This is a genomic window from Streptomyces tricolor, from assembly GCF_002155905.1.
Taxonomy (GTDB): Bacteria; Actinomycetota; Actinomycetes; order Streptomycetales; family Streptomycetaceae; genus Streptomyces; species Streptomyces tricolor.
In genome coordinates this window covers 1-15,930 of the sequence record NZ_MUMF01000261.1, presented here as the reverse complement: position 1 = coordinate 15,930, position 15,930 = coordinate 1, and the positions used below count along the sequence as shown (strand labels likewise).

Here is a 15,930-nt window from a genome sequence, read left to right as displayed (position 1 = left end):
GGCCCCGGCCGCCCCGGCACACCCGGGTCCCGCCCCCGGCGGGGCCACTCGCGAAACACCCTGAGCACCACGAGAGAGGTACTTCCATGAGCAATCCGTTCGAGAACCCGGACGGGCGCTACCTGGTCCTGATCAACGACGAGGGCCAGTACTCGCTGTGGCCGGCCTTCGCCGAGGTCCCGGCCGGCTGGACGGTGGCCCAGCAGGAGGCCGGTCACGCGGAGAGCATCGCGTTCATCAACGAGAACTGGACCGACATGCGCCCGCGCAGCGTCGTCGAGGCAATGGGCTGAACGGTATGACGACGACAGCGAGTGATGCGCAGCCGGGCGTCCTCACCACAGGCGCCGACGACAGGCTGCTGACGGAGCGTCTGGCCGGCTGGCTGGCCGACCGGCCGGGCGCCGCCGTGGACGACCCGGCGTGGCTGGCCGCCGTCCGGCGGGCCTGGCCGGAACTTCCGGCCGGGCTCATCACCGGCCTGCGGGAGTTCCGTCGTGACTCCGGCCCGACCGGCACCCTGCTCATCCGGGGACTGCCGGTCGGTGAGGAGGGCCTGCCGCCCACACCGTCCCGGCCGGGTTCCGTGCAGCGGGAGGCCACCGTGAGCGCGGCGGTGTTGACACTGGTCGCCAGCTGTCTCGGCGATCCGGGGGCGTTCCGGGCGGAGAAGAGCGGCGCGATCGTCCAGGACGTCGTCCCCGTGCCGGGCAAGGAGGAGGACCAGAGCAACGCGGGCTCCGTGCTGCTCAGTTTCCACACGGAGAACGCCTTCCACCCGCACCGGCCGGACTTCGTGCTGCTGCTGTGCCTGCGGGCCGACCACGAGCAGGTGGCCGAGCTGCGCACCACCTGTGTCCGGCAGGTCCTTCCGCTGCTGACGGAGGAGTCGCGGGAGGCCCTGTTCCGCGCGGAGTTCGTCACCGCGCCGCCGCCGTCGTTCGGCGCGCACGACGGCGGTACGGAGCCGCGCGCGGTGCTGTACGGGGCCGCGGAGGACCCGGACCTGTGCGTCGACCTGGCGGCCACCGAGCCGCTGACGGAGCGCGGCCGGGCGGCCCTGGACGAGCTGGGCGGGCTCTTCGAGCGCAGGGCGCAGGGCCTGCGGCTGCTCCCGGGCGATCTGGCGATCGTGGACAACCGGGTCACCGTGCACGGCCGGTCCTCGTTCCGGCCCCGCTACGACGGCCTGGACCGCTGGTTGCAGCGCACCTTCGTCTTCACCGACCTGCGCCGCTCGCGCGGCTGCCGGCGGGACGACGGCCACGTGCTGGACTGAGCGGACGGGGTGACCGGGTGCGGCCGCCGGCGGCGGCCGCACCCGGTCACCCTGCCGGCTCGGGGAACGCACGCGGCTGCCCCGGCCGGGCCGGGACAGCCGCGTGGTGGTGGATCAGGCCGCGGGGGCCTGCGGCGGACGGACACCGGTGACGCACGCCTCGGGGCGGTCCAGCATCAGGGTGGCGAGCGCCTCGCTGACCCGGTCCATGCCGTGGCGGGCCGCCTGGTCGATGACCGAGATGAGGGCCTGTCGTTCGGCGCGCAGCCAGTTCGACGGGTGCCGCGCCAGTCTGCCGTACAGCGCGGCGTCGGCGGGGCCGCCCGGTACGGTGCCCTGGACCAGGGGGTCGGGCGCGCAGCGCTCCGCCCTGCGGGCGTGCTCGGCGAGGGCCCGCCAGCCGTCGAACGCGCGGCTCAGTGCGGCGCGCCGGTCCCGGACGCTCTCCTGCTGGTGGGCGAGTTCCTTGGCGTACAGCCGGGAGAGGGTGCGGAAGCGGTAGCGGGGCTCCCCCGTCCCGTCGAAGCCCGCCACGGCCAGCAGTTGGGCGGCGATCAGCTGGTCGATCAGCTTCTCGGTGCCGGCCAGGTCCCGGTCCAGCAGCGCCGCGCCGACCCAGGCCGCGAAGTCCGGTGCCTCCAGCAGGCCGAGCCTGCGGTAGAGGAGGGCGGCGTCCGGGGACAGGGCCCGGTAGCTGAGCGCGAACGCGGAGCGCATCTGCGTACCGGCGACACTGAGTTCGTCGAGCCGGGACTGCTCCGGAGTGAGCCGGGAGACCAGGTATCCGATCGGCCAGTGCGGCTTGGCCGCCAGGCGGGCGGCGGCGACCCGGATCGTCAGGGGCAGCCGGTCGCACAGCTCGACGAGCTGGACGGCGTCCTGCCGGGCGTCGTCGACCCGGGCCGCGCCGATGACGCGTCCGAGCAGGCTGACCGCCTCCTGCACGGGAAGGGCGTCCACGCCGATGCGGACGGCGCCGTGCCGGATCAGCAGCTGTTCCAGCTCGCCCCGGCTGGTCACGAGGACGCAGCAGCGGGAGCCACCGGGGATGAGGCTGCGGATCTGCTCGAACGTCTGGGCGTTGTCGAGCACGATCAGGACCCGGCGCCCGGCGAGGACGCTGCGGTACAGGGCGACCCGCTCGGCGGGCACGCTGGGGATCTCCGTGGCGGGGACGCCCAGTGAGGAAAGGAACCTGCCGAGCACCGCGTCGGCCGTGGGCGGCTCCTGGTGCTCCTGCTGGGGCCCCAGGTCGGCGAAGAGCAGCCCGTCGGGGAAGCGTTCGGCGACCCGATGGGCCCAGTGGATGGCCAGGCCGCTCTTGCCGGCGCCCGCGGGGCCGGTGACGAGTCCGACCGAGAGCGGGGTGTGGGCGTCCTCGTCGTCGCTGACGAGCCGGCCCAGCGCCGCGAGCTGCGGGCCGCGTCCGACGAAGTCGGGTACGTCGGCGGGCAGTTCCATCGGCATGCGGCGCTCGGCGGAGGGCGCCTTGGGCACCGTGGTGGCCGGAGTGACCAGACCCGGGTCGTCCTGGAGGATCGCGGTGTGCAACTCCTGGAGCTCCGGGCCGGGTTCCAGACCGAGCCCCTCGACCGACTGTTCCCAGCCCTCGCGGAAGGTCTCCATGGCCTCCGCCCGGCGGCCGACCCGGTACTGCGCCAGCATCAGGGCGTGGCGGGAGCGTTCCCGCAGCGGGTGGTCGCGGACCACGGAGACGAGTCCGGGGATGATCTCGCGGTGGTGACCCAGCTCCAGCTGGACCTCCACGAAGCTGTCGTAGGTGGCGAGGCGCAGTTCCTCCAGCCGCTGGATCTCGTCCTCGACCTGGGTGCCCGCCACACCCGCGAGCGCCGGCCCCTGCCACAGCCCGAGCGCTTCCTCGTAGAGGGCGGCGGCGTCGGCCGGGCACTGCCGGCGGACGGCGTCCTGGGCGTCGGCGACGAGCTGGTCGAACTCGGTGACGTCCAGATAGTGGTGGTCGAGTGCGAGGACGTAGCCGGGGTGGGTGGTGAGGATGACCTCGTCGTCGCACCCTTCGGCCTTGAACCGCTTGCGCAGCGCGGCGATGCAGATCGCCACCTGGGTGCGGGCCGTGGCCGGCGGCCTGCCGTTCCACACCGCCTCCACCAGCGCGTCGACCGAGACGACGTTGCCCGGATGCAGTAAGAGCATCGCCAGGATGGTCCGCTGCCGTGAGCCCCCGATGGGAACCGCGCGGCCCTGCGCCGTCACGGAGAGCGGGCCGAGAATTCTGAAGTGAAGTTGCGTTTGCCCTGTCCCTGAGCCCATATATCCCCCGTGTTCTTCCGTGCGGTTTCCTCCGCACGGCGTCCGGGTAGAAGCCGCGGTGGAGTCACCCGCTCTGAAGATGGTCAACACCGGCCGAACCGGCAGCCGAGGTAAGCTGCCGGGCATCGAACGGTAAGCGCTTCATTGGTCATTGAAGCTTCCAAATATTACTTCACGGCCGCGTCACGCGCGCCCCCGTCCCCGACTGTCGGCGCCGTGCGCACCGCCTCTCAGGCGCGGCGCGTGTACTGGCGTACGGCCAGCGGCGCGAAGACCGCCAGGATCCCGCATGTCCACGCCAAGGCGCCAAACAGATTCCCGGCGACCGGCCCGCCGACCAGCAGTCCACGGCACGTGTCGACCACCAGTGTAGTGGGGTTCACCTGCGCGAACGCCTGGAGCCAGCCAGGCATCGTCCCCGGGTCGGCGAACATCGAGCTGCCGAATTGCAGCGGGATCATCCACAGGAAACCCATGGACTGGACGGCCTGGGGGCTGCGGATCGCCAGACCGACGAAAGCGGCGATCCAGGACAGCGACAACCCATAGAGCATAAGCAGCGCAAGGGCACCAAGTACGCACAAGGGATTCGTGTGCATCCGGAACCCGATGGCCAATGCGAAAAGCAGGATGACCGCCTGCCCGAGTGCCAGTCGGCACAAGTCGGCGAGGATCCGGCCGGACAGCACGGCGGACCGCGCAATCGGCAGCGAACGGAACCGGTCCATAACGCCGGTGCTGAAGTCCAGGTTCAGCGCCACCCCGGTGACCTGGGCGGCGAAACTGGCCACCTGCACCATGATGCCGGGAATCAAATACTGCCGGTAATCAGCCTGATTCCCCCCGATGGCCCCGCCGAAGACGTAGACGAAAATCAGGGTGAACACCATCGGCATCAGCGTGGCGTCGAGCAGTTGCGACGGGTCGTACCGCAACTGCACCAGATTGCGCCGGGCGATCGCCAGGGCGTGGCCGACGGCCGCTCGCGGTCCCACCCGGCGCGCGGCGGCGCGGACCTCCTTCCCGGTCCGGTCCGGCGGGGTCAGCAGCGTCGCGGTCATCCGGTCGTCCGTCCTTCGGTCGGCACGCCCCCCGTGAGGGTCAGGAACACCTCGTCGAGGCTGGGGGTGTGGGTGTCGAGGGCGTCCATGGCCACCCCCGAGTCGGTGAGCACGTGGACCGCGGCCGTCAGGTCGCCGGGGCGGGCGAGCGGCAAGCAGACCAGCCCCTCCGCGTGGTCCACGGTGGCGGTGCCCTCCCCCGCGGCGCTGAGCCGCCGGGCGACGTCGGCGAGGTCGGCGCCGTCGCCGGGACGGACCCGCAGCATCTGTCCGCCGACCCGTGCCCGCAGTTCGGCGGCGGTGCCGCCGGCGATCATCCGGCCGCGGTCGATCACGGCGATCCGGTCCGCCAGGGCCTCCGCCTCCTCCATGTACTGCGTGGTGAGCAGCACCGTGGTGCCGCGGGCGACCAAGTCACGGACCATGTCCCACAGTTCGTTGCGACTGCGGGGATCGAGTCCGGTGGTGGGCTCGTCCAGGTAGAGCACCTCGGGGTCGCCGACGAGACTCGCCGCGAGGTCGAGGCGGCGGCGCATGCCGCCGGAGTAGTCGCGCGGCAGCCGGCGCGCCGCGTCGGTCAGCCGGAACCGCTCCAGCAGTTCGTCCGCCAGGGCACGGGCGCGCCGCCGGGGAAGCCGCAGGAGCCGGCCGATCATGTAGAGGTTGTCCCAGCCGGGGATCGACTCGTCCACCGAGGCGTACTGGCCGGTGAGGCCGATGCGCGAACGGACCTGGAGGGCCTCCTCGACCACGTCGTGTCCCGCGACGCGGGCACGCCCCCCGTCGGGGCGGATCAGCGTGGCCAGCATCCGGACGATGGTGGTCTTCCCGGCACCGTTGGGCCCGAGCAGACCCAGCACGGTGCCGGCCGGGACCGTCAGGCTTACCCCGTCCACCGCCCGGTTCCGGCCGAACTCCTTGACTAGGCCGTCGATCTCGATGGCAGCGGTCACGGGGTCTCCTGACGGGCGAGCGGATCTCAGGTCCGTCCGAGAGACCACGAAGGCACGACTGCCCGCCTTCGGACATCCCTCGAACGCGCGGCCGACGCTAATTGACACTCTTATCGCCCTCCTATTGCGTCTGTTTCACGCCAACCTCCTGTCGCGGCACGTGTCCGGCAGCCCGGCCGACGTGGGGAAAACCCCACCAACAAGCCTCGACCTAGCTCCGTCGCGCACCGTCTCCACCTCCCGTGGAATGAACGGGTGTCCATACAACACAGCAACCGGTCCGGGACGAGCCGGGCGAAAGACTCCGGCCAACGGTGGAGCACCGCGGCGACCCGCCGGTGGAGCCGGCGGTCGGTGTGGGTGACCGGCTGGACGCTGGCCGCCGGATGGGCCGGTTTCTTCCCTCTCTTCTCCCACCAGGCCACGCACCGCGCGTGGGGCCTGTGCGCCGTCGCGGCCTACCTGTGCGCGGCGGGCGCCGCCTTCCTGCTGCCCCGGCCCGGCGCCGTAGGGCTGTCCGTGGGTCTCGCGCTGACCGGCGCCGTCGCCCTGCCGCTGGCGTACCTCACGCTGACCGGCCGCGCGCAGAGCGAGGTGGGGGTCATCGAACGGGCGGGCAGCCTGCTGCTGCACCACGGCACGCCCTACCTGTCGCACCCGAGGGTCGTCGACGACTACACCCCCTACCTGCCGGGCATGGCGCTGTTCGGGATGCCGCGCGCCCTGCTCGGCGACCACCACGCGGCGGCCCGGCTGCTCGGCGACGCGCGCCTGTGGTGCGCCGCCGTCTTCTTCCTCTGCCTGCACGCGGGCCGCGTGGTCCTGCGCGGCGCGGGCCCCCGGTCCGTTGCCGGCGGCCGCGGGCGCGGCGGGTCCTCCTCGTACGCGACGGGCATGGCGGTGCTGACCGCTTCCCCGGTCATCGCGATGCCCCTGTGCGTCAGCGGGGTCGACATGCCGCTCATCGGACTGTGCTGCCTCGGTCTGGCGCTCGCCGCCCGCCGCCGCCCCGTCGCGGCCGGCCTCGCCCTCGCGGCCGCCTGCTCGCTGAAGTGGACCGCCCTGCCCGCGGTGGCGGTCGCGGTGATGCTGCTCGCCCGGGGCGGCGGCACGCGGGCCGCGGTGCGCGGCGCGGTCACGGCGCTCGCCGGGACGGCTGCCCTGGTCCTGCCGTGCGCGCTGGTGTCCCCCTCCGCCATGGTCCAGCAGGTGCTGGCCTTCCCCACGGGCCGCGGCGCCGTACCCACCCCCGCGAGCAGCCCGATGCCCGGTCGGCTGCTGGCGAGCGCCGGGGCGGCCGGCTGGTACCTGGCGGTCGCCCTGCTGCTGTGCGGCGGGCTGGCCGTGGGCGCCTGGCTGGTGCTGCGGCCGCCCGCCGGCGCCGTCGCGGCGGCCGACCGGCTCGCCGCCGGACTCTGTCTGGCCTTCCTGCTCGCTCCCGCCGGGAGGTTCGGCTACTTCGGGCTGCCGCTGGTCCTCCTGCTGTGGACCCGCCGCGCCGACCCCGCGCACGGCATCGCGGCACGCCGGCCCACCCTGCCGGTCGCGTTCTCCGCGCGCGTCCGCTCCCAGCCCACCTCCTCCGCGTCCCTCACCCACGACTGAAGGCGGCACCCTCCGTGAGCACCACCCTGGTCATCACCAACGACTTCCCGCCGCGGCAGGGCGGCATCGAAACCTTCGTGCACGAGGTGGTCACCCGGCTGCCCGGCGACCTCGTGGTGTACACGTCGAGCGAGCCGGGCGCGGCGGCCTTCGACCGCACCCTGCCCTTCCGGGTGGTCCGTGATCCCTCCCGGACCCTGCTGCCCACCCCCCGGACGACCCGGCGCGCGGTGCAACTGGCCCGGGCCCACGGCTGCGACCGGGTGTGGTTCGGCGCGGCGGCCCCGCTCGCCTCGATGGCTCCGGACCTGCGCCGTGCCGGTGTCCGCCGGATCGTGGCCACCACGCACGGGCACGAGATCTGGTGGGCACGCACGCCCGGTGCGCGCCGGCTGCTGCGGCGGATCGGGGACAGCGTGGACACCGTCACCTACCTCGGTGAGTACACCCGGTCGCGGATCGCGCCGGCCCTGGGACCGCACGCCCACCTCGCCCGGCTCACCCCGGGTGTGGACGCCGGGGAGTTCCACCCCGAGCGGGCCGCGCGGATGCGGAGCGTCCTGCGCGAGCGGTACGGGATCGGGGAGGACCGCAAGGTCGTGCTGTGCGCCGCGCGCCTCGTCCCGCGCAAGGGTCAGGACACCCTGCTGCGCGCCCTGCCGCACATCCGGCGGATCGTACCCGAGACCGTGCTGCTGATCGTGGGACGCGGCCCGGACGAGCGGCGGCTGCGCCGCCTGGCCCGCAGCTGCCCGTCGCGCTCGGTCGTCTTCGCGGGCGGCATGGACCACGCCGAGATGGCGGACCACTACGCCGCCGCCGACCTGTTCGCGATGCCCTGCCGCACCCGCAAGGGCGGCCTGGAGGCCGAGGGACTCGGCATCGTCTTCCTGGAGGCGGCGGCCAGCGGCCTGCCCGTCGTCGTCGGGAACTCCGGCGGCGCCCCCGACACGGTGCTGGACGGGCGGACGGGCCATGTCGTGGACGGCCGCGACCCGGTGGCCGTGGCCCGGGCCATCACCTCCACCCTGCTGTCGGCGGACCGCACGGCGATGGGCGAGGCGGGACGGCGGTGGGTCGAGACGGACTGGTCGTGGGATCTGACGGTCCACCGGCTGACGCGGCTGCTCACGCCGGAGCCGGAGCGCCAGCCCGAGCTCGGGAGCCGCGCCTGAGGAGGCCGGCCCACCGGCGCCCGGGCCCCGTGTTCGTGACCGCGGCCGGCGCCGGCAGCTGCCGGTCGGTGCCACGGCCGCAGGGCCGGTCGGCGGGAACCACGCCGGCCCGGACTCCGCGGCCCGCCGGGTGTTCCGCTCCGCTCACGGCGCCGCTCGCGTCGACGGGACGCCCCCGTGTGCCGTCGCGGCCCGTGCCCGCTACTCGGGGCCGCTGCCCCGCAGATGGGCGAGAACGGCCAGGACGCGCCGGTTGCCGTCGGTCGGATCGAGGTCCAGCTTCATGAAGATGTTGCTGGCGTGCTTGACCACGGACGACTCGGTGATGGTCAGACGCTGCGCGATGGCCTGGTTGTTCAGGCCCTGCGCCATCAGCGCGAGCACCTCCTGCTCCCGGGAGGTGAGCCGGCCCAGGGTCTCGGCCTGCGCCTGCTGGACCAGCAGCACGCGCACCACCTCCGGGTCGATGACCGTGTGCCCGGCCGCGACGCGGGCCAGCGCGTCCAGGAACTCCGACACCTCGCCGACCCGGTCCTTGAGCAGGTAGCCGAGCCCGCCGGTGCCCGCGCCGCCGCCGCTGAGCAGCTGGGTCGCGTAGACGGTGGCCACGTACTGGGACAGCACCAGCACGGGCAGGTCGGCGTAGCGGCGGCGCAGCACCATCACCGCCCTGAGCCCCTCGTCGTGGTGGCCGGGCGGCATCCGCACGTCGGTCACCACCACGTCCGGGCGGTGCTCGTCCACCGCGCTCACCAGTGCCTCGGCGTCACCGACGGCGGCCACCACCTCGTGGCCGCCGCTGGTGAGCAGCTCGACCAGCCCGGCACGCAGCAGCACGGAGTCCTCGGCGAGAACTACCCGGAACACGGAACCTCCACCCGGAGTTCGGTCGGTCCCCCGAGGGGGCTGACGACGGTGAGTCGGCCTCTGAGGATCGCCACGCGGTCGGCGAGCCCGCGCAGCCCCGCCCCGCTGTCGGGGTCGGCGCCGCCCCTGCCGTCGTCGGTGACGGCGAGGTGCAGCCGGTCGTCGCGCACCCGGCCGGTGATCGTGATGTGGGAGGCCCCGCTGTGCTTGCCGGCGTTGGCGAGGGCCTCGGTGACCGTGAAGTACGCGGTGGTCTCCACCGGGGCGGGCAGCCGGTGCGGCAGGTCGATGTCGACGGTGACCGGGATGGGGTTGCGCAGCGCGACCTCCGTCACGGCCGCCGCCAGCCCGTGGTCGGTGAGCACCTGCGGATGGATGTCGCGGACCAGGCGGCGCAGTTGCTCCAGGGCGAGCCGGGCCTCGCCGCGTGCCCGGGCGAGCAGCTCGCGGGCGCGGGCGTTCTCTTCCCGCACCTGCATCTCGGCGAGTCCCAGGGTCATCGAGAGCGCGACCAGCTGCTGCTGCGCACCGTCGTGCAGGTCGCGTTCGATACGGCGCCGCTCGGCCTCGAAGGCGTCGATCAGCCGGGCCCGGGACCGGGTCAGCTCGATGACGCGGGTGCTGAGCCCCTCGTCGCGGGGGGACAGCAGCAGCCGGGCGACCTTCGCCTGGGCGCCGGCCAGCCAGCCCGCCGCGTACCCGGCGAGCACCAGACCGACCAGGCCCGCGGCACTGGCGGGCAGGGCCTCGGCGGGGCTGCCGACCGGGTCACCGGGCAGCAACGTCACCGTGTCCGGCGCGGCGGCCCACACGAGGAGCGGCGCCGCCGCCAGGAACACGGAGAACCCGAGGAGCAGGGCGACGCCGGCGCCGGAGGCGGTGCCGAGCACGCCGAGGGTCACCGCGTACCCCAGTTCCCGCCAGGTGGCCCGTTCCTCCAGCCGGGCGCGGAACCAGCCCTTGAACCCGACGCCGGAGAGCAGGCTGTGCGGATCCGCCATCGACTCGGGTTCGACGAGCCGGATGCGGCGCCGCTCCACGATCGCCACGGGCACCCCCAGCGCGGCGGTGGCCACCAGGATCAGCAGGCCGACGCCGAACACGGAGAGGGTGACGCCGACGAGGACGAGCACGGTCAGGGCCAGCAGCACGGCGTAGCCGAGCACGGCCCCGCTCAGCACGTACGCCAGGCAGCGCAGCGGCCAGGGCGACAGCAGATAGTGCAGGGGCCGGTCGCGCAGGACGTCCCACACGGCGACGCCCCGGCGTTCATGCCCCTCGGCCGGCATCCAGTCCTCCACCGCCGTCCGCTCCGGTACCTGCGCCCGGTCCTCCACCGACGTCCGCTCCTGTGCCGGCGTCTCCGGCCGTCCGCCGTCGTCGATCCGCCGCTCCGGCATGTTCCCCCCGGTCGATCGCGTCCGCTCCGAGACCTGTCAACTGCCGGACGCGGTGACCAACATACCTGCCGGCGCGGGCGGACCCGGAACGGCCGGGTGTGCCGGCGGCCCCGGCCCCGATGGGGCCCGCGCCGGCGAGGAGCCGCCCGCACGGGGGGTCAGGGAGTGCGCACGAGTGCCGTCCGGTCGACCTTCCCATGGGCCGTCATGGGGATCCGGTCGAGGAAGACGTAGTGCTGCGGCACCATCTCGGCGGGCAGCTGCCGGCGGGCGAACCCGGTGAGCGCCGATGCCGCGTGGGCGTCGCCGCCGTCCGCCCCGCCGACCACGTAGGCGGTGAGGCGTGCCGCGTCCTGGTCCCAGTCGACCACGACGTCGCTCACCCCGGGGCAGCGGCCCAGCACCGCCTCGATCTCCCCCGGCTCCACCCGCACGCCCCGCACCTTGATCTGCCGGTCGATCCGCCCGAGGAACTCCAGCTCGCCCTCGTCGTTCCGGCGCACGAGGTCACCCGTGCGGTACCACCTGTCGCCGGATCCGGTGAGGCGGACGAAACTCCTCTCGGTCGCCGCCGGGTTCCCCCAGTACCCGAGTGCCAGGCACGCCCCGCCGACGAGGAGTTCCCCGGCCGCGCCGGGCGCGGTCTCCCGCTCGCCGTCGACCACCATGGTGCGGGACGGGCCGATCGCCCGGCCGATCGGGACGGCACCGGTGCTCGTCGGCGCCACCTCGTGACTGGTGGCGACGACCGTCGTCTCCGTGGGGCCGTAGTGGTTGACGAAGCGCCGCAGGGGATGACCGTCCCACAGGCGCAACCGGTCCCCACCGGTCAGCAGGCACCGCAGCTGCCCGAAGTGGGTGCCGTGACGCAGGTACGCCTCCGCCAGCGGAGTCGGCAGGAACGACAGGCCGATGCCCTGCTCGCGGTACCAGTCACCGAGTTCCCAGGGCGCCAGCTTCAGTTCCGCGGGCGCGAAGTGGACCGACGCGCCGTGGCAGAGGTACGGCCAGGTCTCCCACATGAACGCGTCGAACGACAGCGCCGCGATCGACGAGGCCCGGTCGGCGGGTGTCACGCCGTAGGTGCCGCCGTGCCAGCGCGCCAGCAGCGCGAAGGACTCGTGGCCGACCAGCACCCCCTTGGGGACCCCGGTCGAGCCCGACGTGTAGATGAGGTAGGCGCCGCCGCCGGCCGGGACCAGCGCCCCGGGTTCCGCCGGGGCGCACTCCGCGGGGTCGATCACCCGCGGCACACCGGGCGCAACGGCCTCCGGTCCGCCGCGGGGGCCGCCGACGACGGCCTCCGGGGCGGCGTCGGTCAGGATCGTCTCCAGCCGGCCGCGGGGCAGGTCGGAGGGCAGCGTGAGGCAGACGCCGCCCATGAGCCAGACGCCGAGCTGGGCGGCGAGCACGCCGGGGCCGCGCTCCGTGTGGACCGCGACCACCGCGCCCGGCCGGACCCCGCTCCGGGTCAGTTCGGCGGCGATTCCGGCGGCCCGTCCGGCCAGTTGGCGGTACGTGGTCCGCTCGCCCAGGTACTCCGCGGCCGGCGCGTCCGGCTGCCGGCGTGCCTGGGCCAGGACCATCTCCGGAACCGAGCCGGCGCCGTTCCGGTGTGTCACGGCGCTCACGCGTCCTCGACCGCCACGCAGGCCGCCGCCACGGCCTGCGCGCGGGCGTCCGTCAGGAACTGCCGCGCCGGGACGGTCACCCCGTGTTCCGCGCGCAGCACCGAGATGACCTCCATGACCAGCAGGGAATGGCCGCCGATCTCGAAGAAGTCGGACTCCGCGCCGACCTCCGACGTACCGACGACCTTCCCGTAGGTCTGGAGCACCGCATCGAGCGAGTTGTTCATCTTTCGTTTCCTCTTTCCACAAGCTGGACTTGGGCGGATTCGAGTCGTCGGTAGCCGGTGCCGACCGCCCATCGAACCGTCTCCGGTGCGAGCCGGGCCGAGGGGAACGCGGCCGTCCACTCGCTGATCGCGGTTTTCGCGGCGCCGCGGGCGATCGGGGCGCCGAGGCAGTAGTGGATCCCGACGCCGAAGGCCATGTGCCGCTGCCGGCGGGTGAAGTCGAGGACGTCGGCGTCGGGTGTGTTCCGCCAGTCCCGGTTCGCGGCGGCGAGCAGCGCCAGGACGCGGTCGCCGGCCCGGATGGTCCGGCCCTCCACGGTCACGTCGGACAGCGCGACCCGAGGGACCTGCGGCACGGGCGTGTCGAAGCGCAGCATCTCCTCGACGACCGCGTCGGGATCGGCCTGCCCCGTGGCGACCTCCCGGTAGCGGCGCGGTTCGCGCAGCAGGTGCAGCAGACCGCTCGCGATGAGTCCGGCCGTGGTCTCCTGGCCGGCGAACGACAGCAGGTGGGCCGTGTGCAGGTAGGCGGCCTCGGGTGCCGCCGGGTCGTCGCCGAGCAGCGGGAACAGCGCGCTGCCCTCGGACAGGTGGGGGGCCAGCTCGCGGTAGAGGCCGTCGAGCCGGCCGACGGCGGCGGCGGCCCGCTCGGCGAACTCCCGTTTGTGCGGCTGGGCGAGGAAGCTCGCGATGGGGGCCATGTGGACGGCCGCCGCCGCTATGACGTCGACCGGCACGTCGAGCACCCGGGCGAGGACCCCGCTGGCCACCGGGGTGGCGAAGTCGTTCGCCAGGTCCACGTGGTCGAGCGGGCGCAGCTGGTCCAGCCGGGCCGCGACGATGTCCCGGAACTCCCCGGCGAGGCTGTCCACGCGACCGCGGACGAAGAAGGACTGCATGGTCCGGCGCAGGGCCGTGTGGTTCGGCGGGTCCATGAGCATGAACCAGCCGCGCAGCATCCGCTCCAGTTCGGGGAACTCACGGGACACCGGCCCGGAGGCGTTCAGCCGCAGCCAGTCCGAGGACATCGCCGGAGAACGCAGCACGGTGTTCACCGCGCTCCGGCCGGCGGCCACCCAGACCTCCAGCATCTCGTCCCAGAAAATGCCGGAACGATCCTGGAAGGTTTTGTAGACAGGGTACGGATCTTCCCAGAACGAGACCCCCACGGCCGGTACTCCCTGATCAGCGGTGTGACGTCGAGCGGTGGTCGCGGGCTCGGCGGCCACCGTGGTGAGCAGCTCCCGGTAGGCCGTCAGCAGTTCCCGGACGGTCCGTGCGGGGACGCGTTCCGGCTGCCAGGCGAACGAGACCTTCAGGGAGCCGTCGGCCTGCGGCCAGACCTCCGCGACGAGTTCGTGCATCGCGCGCGGATGACCGGCGTCGACGGGGGCGACCCGGCAGTCCGGGAGGCCGAACTCCCCCTGGCCGACGTCCTGGAAGGCGAACATGGTCTGGAACAGCGGATTGCGGCCGGAGCGGGCCGGCCGGACGGTACCCACCACCTCGGCGAAGGGCACGTCCTGGGCGGCGAACGCCCGCGTGACGATGTCGTGGGTGGCGTTCAGCACCGAGGTGAAGTCGCCGCCCGCGCCGCGGAAGGGTATGCACAGCGTGTTGATCAGGCAGCCCACGAAGCTGTCGGACGAGGGGATGTCGCGCTTGGCGACCGGGACACCGATGCCGAACGCGTCCTGCCCGAGGGTCCGGTGGAGCACGGTGCCGTACCCGGCCAGGAGCACGGTGAACAGGGTGGTGCCGGCGTCGAGCGCCGCCTTCTCGAGCGTGGTGACGTCCGGCCCCGGCACCGTGAAGGACAGCTCGGTGCCGCCGGGGGTGTCGTCCGGTGCCTCCGCGTGGCCGGGGCTGTCGCCCGGTGGGACCGGCCCGGAGCCGAAGCGGAGCGGCGGGAGACCGGTGAGCGCCTCCTGCCAGAACTCCAGCTGCCGGGTCAGGCGGTGCGGGGCGAGCTGCACGGCCCGTTCCCGCTGGACGTCCGCGAGGCGGGCCGGCGGACGGCCGAAGTCCGGCTCCCTCCCCGCGCGGCGGGCCGTGTAGGCGAGGGCCAGCTCTTCCAGGAGGATCCGCTGCGACCATGCGTCGAAGGCGACGTGGTGGACGCAGAGCGCGAAGTAGGCCGTGGACGCGTGGGTGACCACCGCACACCGCCACACCTCCCCGCTGCCGATGGCCAGCGGTGCCAGCACGTGCCCGGTCAGGAGACGCAGCGCCTCCTCCTCGCCGGCCGCGGGGGGCAGGACGTGCAGGGAGGCGGGCGGGACCGCGGCGTCCACGCGTGCGCGGGGCCGGGGTACGGCCTCGTACACGGCACGCAGCGCTTCGTGACGGAGTCCCACGTCCCGTACGGCCCCGGCCAGGGCGTCGAGGTCCAGGGGGCCGTCGATCCGCCAGACGGACGGGCACAGCGGCGCCAGGTCGTCCGGCTGGAACTCGTGCGCCATGGCGAAAGCCGCCTGCATACCGAGGAGTTCCACCGCCTCGTGCGGCGAGGAGGGCCGCGGGCCGGCCGGCGCGGAGTGGGGTGCGTCCGGGCGCGAGCGGCGCAGTTCCTCCAGCAGGCCACCGGGCGTCGGGTGGGTCATGACCAGTGAGATGGGCACCGGTTCCCCGAGCAGCGCCCCGAGCCGGGTGCACAGCCGGCCGGCGTCCAGGGAGGTGCCTCCGAGGGCGAAGAAGGACGCGTCGGACGGCACGTCGCCGCGCCGCAGCACCTCCGCGAACGCGGACCTGACGGTGGCCTCCAGCGGGTCGCGGGCCGTCGCTCGGTCCACCGCGGGAGCCGTGTCCGGCGGGGGCAGCGCGGCGGCCAGCCGCCGGTGGTCGACCTTGCCGTTCGCGGAGAGGGGGAACCTCTCGACGTGTTCGAGCCGGTCCGGGACGAGGTAGCCCGGAGCCCGGGCGGCGACGTCGCGGCGGAGTTCGCCGGGTTCCGGGCCCGTCGCGTGCTCGGTGGTGTAGAAGGCGGCGATGCCGTGGCAGGTGCCGTCGCGGTCGGTGCGCGGGACCGCGACGCAGTCCGTCACGCCCGCCGCCTGGCGGACCAGCGCCTCGATCTCCGCCAGTTCCACACGGTGCCCGCGCAGTTTCACCTGCCGGCCGATGCGTCCGTGGAAGTGGAGGACGCCGTCGGCGTCGGCGGAGACCAGGTCGCCCGTCCGGTACATGCGGCGCGGCCGCCCCGGGCCGTGGACGCGGACGAACTTCTCCTCCGTGAGCCCGGGCTGCCCGAGGTAGACCAGCGCCAGGCCGTCGCCGCCGATAAACAGTTCGCCGGGCTCCCCGGCCGCGCAGGGCTCGCCGTCCCGGCGCACCTCGATCCGCCGGCCGGCGACGGCCCTGCCGATGGGGATGCCGTTCTCGCGTGCGCAGTCCTCGGCGGTGATCTCGTGCACCGTCGCGAAGACCGTGCTCTCGACCGGGCC

General features: G+C 73.8%; 12 protein-coding genes. 4 read left to right on the top strand and 8 right to left on the bottom strand.

The genetic code is table 11. From position 1 onward, the window contains the following. Nucleotides 1-86: 86 nt before the first annotated feature. Both CCN44_RS19330 and CCN44_RS19325 read left to right on the top strand, forming a co-directional pair. Nucleotides 87-293 carry an MbtH family protein gene (locus tag CCN44_RS19330; RefSeq protein WP_059253083.1) on the top strand — a complete coding sequence of 69 codons (207 nt, stop codon included), beginning with the start codon at nucleotides 87-89 and terminating at the stop codon, nucleotides 291-293. A gap of 5 nt (nucleotides 294-298) precedes the next feature. After that, the gene (locus tag CCN44_RS19325) at nucleotides 299-1,279 is read left to right on the top strand and encodes a TauD/TfdA family dioxygenase (RefSeq protein ID WP_189397017.1); all 981 of its coding nucleotides are present in this window, start codon (nucleotides 299-301) and stop codon (nucleotides 1,277-1,279) included. A 114-nt stretch (nucleotides 1,280-1,393) separates the two neighbouring features. On the opposite strand, the gene CCN44_RS19320 is transcribed toward CCN44_RS19325, so the two are convergent. The 3 genes from CCN44_RS19320 to CCN44_RS19310 form a co-directional block, all read right to left on the bottom strand. Then, nucleotides 1,394-3,568 carry an AfsR/SARP family transcriptional regulator gene (locus CCN44_RS19320; protein WP_223283762.1) on the bottom strand — a complete coding sequence of 725 codons (2,175 nt, stop codon included), beginning with the start codon at nucleotides 3,566-3,568 and terminating at the stop codon, nucleotides 1,394-1,396. 230 nt (nucleotides 3,569-3,798) lie between these two features. Continuing rightward, complete coding sequence (locus CCN44_RS19315; protein WP_208639796.1) at nucleotides 3,799-4,629, bottom strand: ABC transporter permease; 831 nt, start codon at nucleotides 4,627-4,629, stop codon at nucleotides 3,799-3,801. Next, the gene (locus CCN44_RS19310) at nucleotides 4,626-5,582 is read right to left on the bottom strand and encodes an ATP-binding cassette domain-containing protein (protein WP_079081188.1); all 957 of its coding nucleotides are present in this window, start codon (nucleotides 5,580-5,582) and stop codon (nucleotides 4,626-4,628) included. The genes CCN44_RS19315 and CCN44_RS19310 overlap by 4 nt, the downstream gene beginning before the upstream one ends. A 360-nt stretch (nucleotides 5,583-5,942) precedes the next feature. Here CCN44_RS19310 and CCN44_RS19305 point away from each other — a divergent pair, with 360 nt between their 5' ends. Further along, nucleotides 5,943-7,187 carry a glycosyltransferase 87 family protein gene (locus tag CCN44_RS19305; protein ID WP_237482078.1) on the top strand — a complete coding sequence of 415 codons (1,245 nt, stop codon included), beginning with the start codon at nucleotides 5,943-5,945 and terminating at the stop codon, nucleotides 7,185-7,187. Between the two features lie 14 nt (nucleotides 7,188-7,201). Next, a complete protein-coding gene (locus tag CCN44_RS19300) occupies nucleotides 7,202-8,362 on the top strand; it encodes a glycosyltransferase family 4 protein (protein WP_086698387.1) in 1,161 nt (386 codons plus the stop codon). A 201-nt stretch (nucleotides 8,363-8,563) separates the two neighbouring features. On the opposite strand, the gene CCN44_RS19295 is transcribed toward CCN44_RS19300, so the two are convergent. The 5 genes from CCN44_RS19295 to CCN44_RS19275 form a co-directional block, all read right to left on the bottom strand. Continuing rightward, entirely contained in the window at nucleotides 8,564-9,229 is a 666-nt protein-coding gene (locus CCN44_RS19295) for a response regulator transcription factor (RefSeq protein WP_059253073.1), read from the bottom strand. Next, complete coding sequence (locus CCN44_RS19290) at nucleotides 9,217-10,518, bottom strand: sensor histidine kinase (protein WP_086698389.1); 1,302 nt, start codon at nucleotides 10,516-10,518, stop codon at nucleotides 9,217-9,219. Before CCN44_RS19290 ends, CCN44_RS19295 begins: the two co-directional genes overlap by 13 nt. Nucleotides 10,519-10,787: 269 nt before the next feature. Next, a complete protein-coding gene (locus CCN44_RS19285; protein WP_086698386.1) occupies nucleotides 10,788-12,260 on the bottom strand; it encodes an amino acid adenylation domain-containing protein in 1,473 nt (490 codons plus the stop codon). Further along, a complete protein-coding gene (locus CCN44_RS19280) occupies nucleotides 12,257-12,487 on the bottom strand; it encodes a phosphopantetheine-binding protein (protein ID WP_059253070.1) in 231 nt (76 codons plus the stop codon). Before CCN44_RS19280 ends, CCN44_RS19285 begins: the two co-directional genes overlap by 4 nt. Further along, on the bottom strand, nucleotides 12,484-15,930 hold a 3,447-nt coding region (locus CCN44_RS19275), incomplete at its 5' end, for a cytochrome P450 (RefSeq protein WP_086698385.1). The genes CCN44_RS19280 and CCN44_RS19275, both read right to left, overlap by 4 nt.

Coding starts and splice junctions, on each gene's coding strand:
- CCN44_RS19325 (WP_189397017.1), top strand. CDS start 299: ATGACGACGACAGCGAGTGATGCGCAGCCGGGCGTCCTCACCACAGGC.
- CCN44_RS19315 (WP_208639796.1), bottom strand. CDS start 4,629: ATGACCGCGACGCTGCTGACCCCGCCGGACCGGACCGGGAAGGAGGTC.
- CCN44_RS19290 (WP_086698389.1), bottom strand. CDS start 10,518: ATGCCGGCCGAGGGGCATGAACGCCGGGGCGTCGCCGTGTGGGACGTC.
- CCN44_RS19330 (WP_059253083.1), top strand. CDS start 87: ATGAGCAATCCGTTCGAGAACCCGGACGGGCGCTACCTGGTCCTGATC.
- CCN44_RS19320 (WP_223283762.1), bottom strand. CDS start 3,568: ATGGGCTCAGGGACAGGGCAAACGCAACTTCACTTCAGAATTCTCGGC.
- CCN44_RS19280 (WP_059253070.1), bottom strand. CDS start 12,487: ATGAACAACTCGCTCGATGCGGTGCTCCAGACCTACGGGAAGGTCGTC.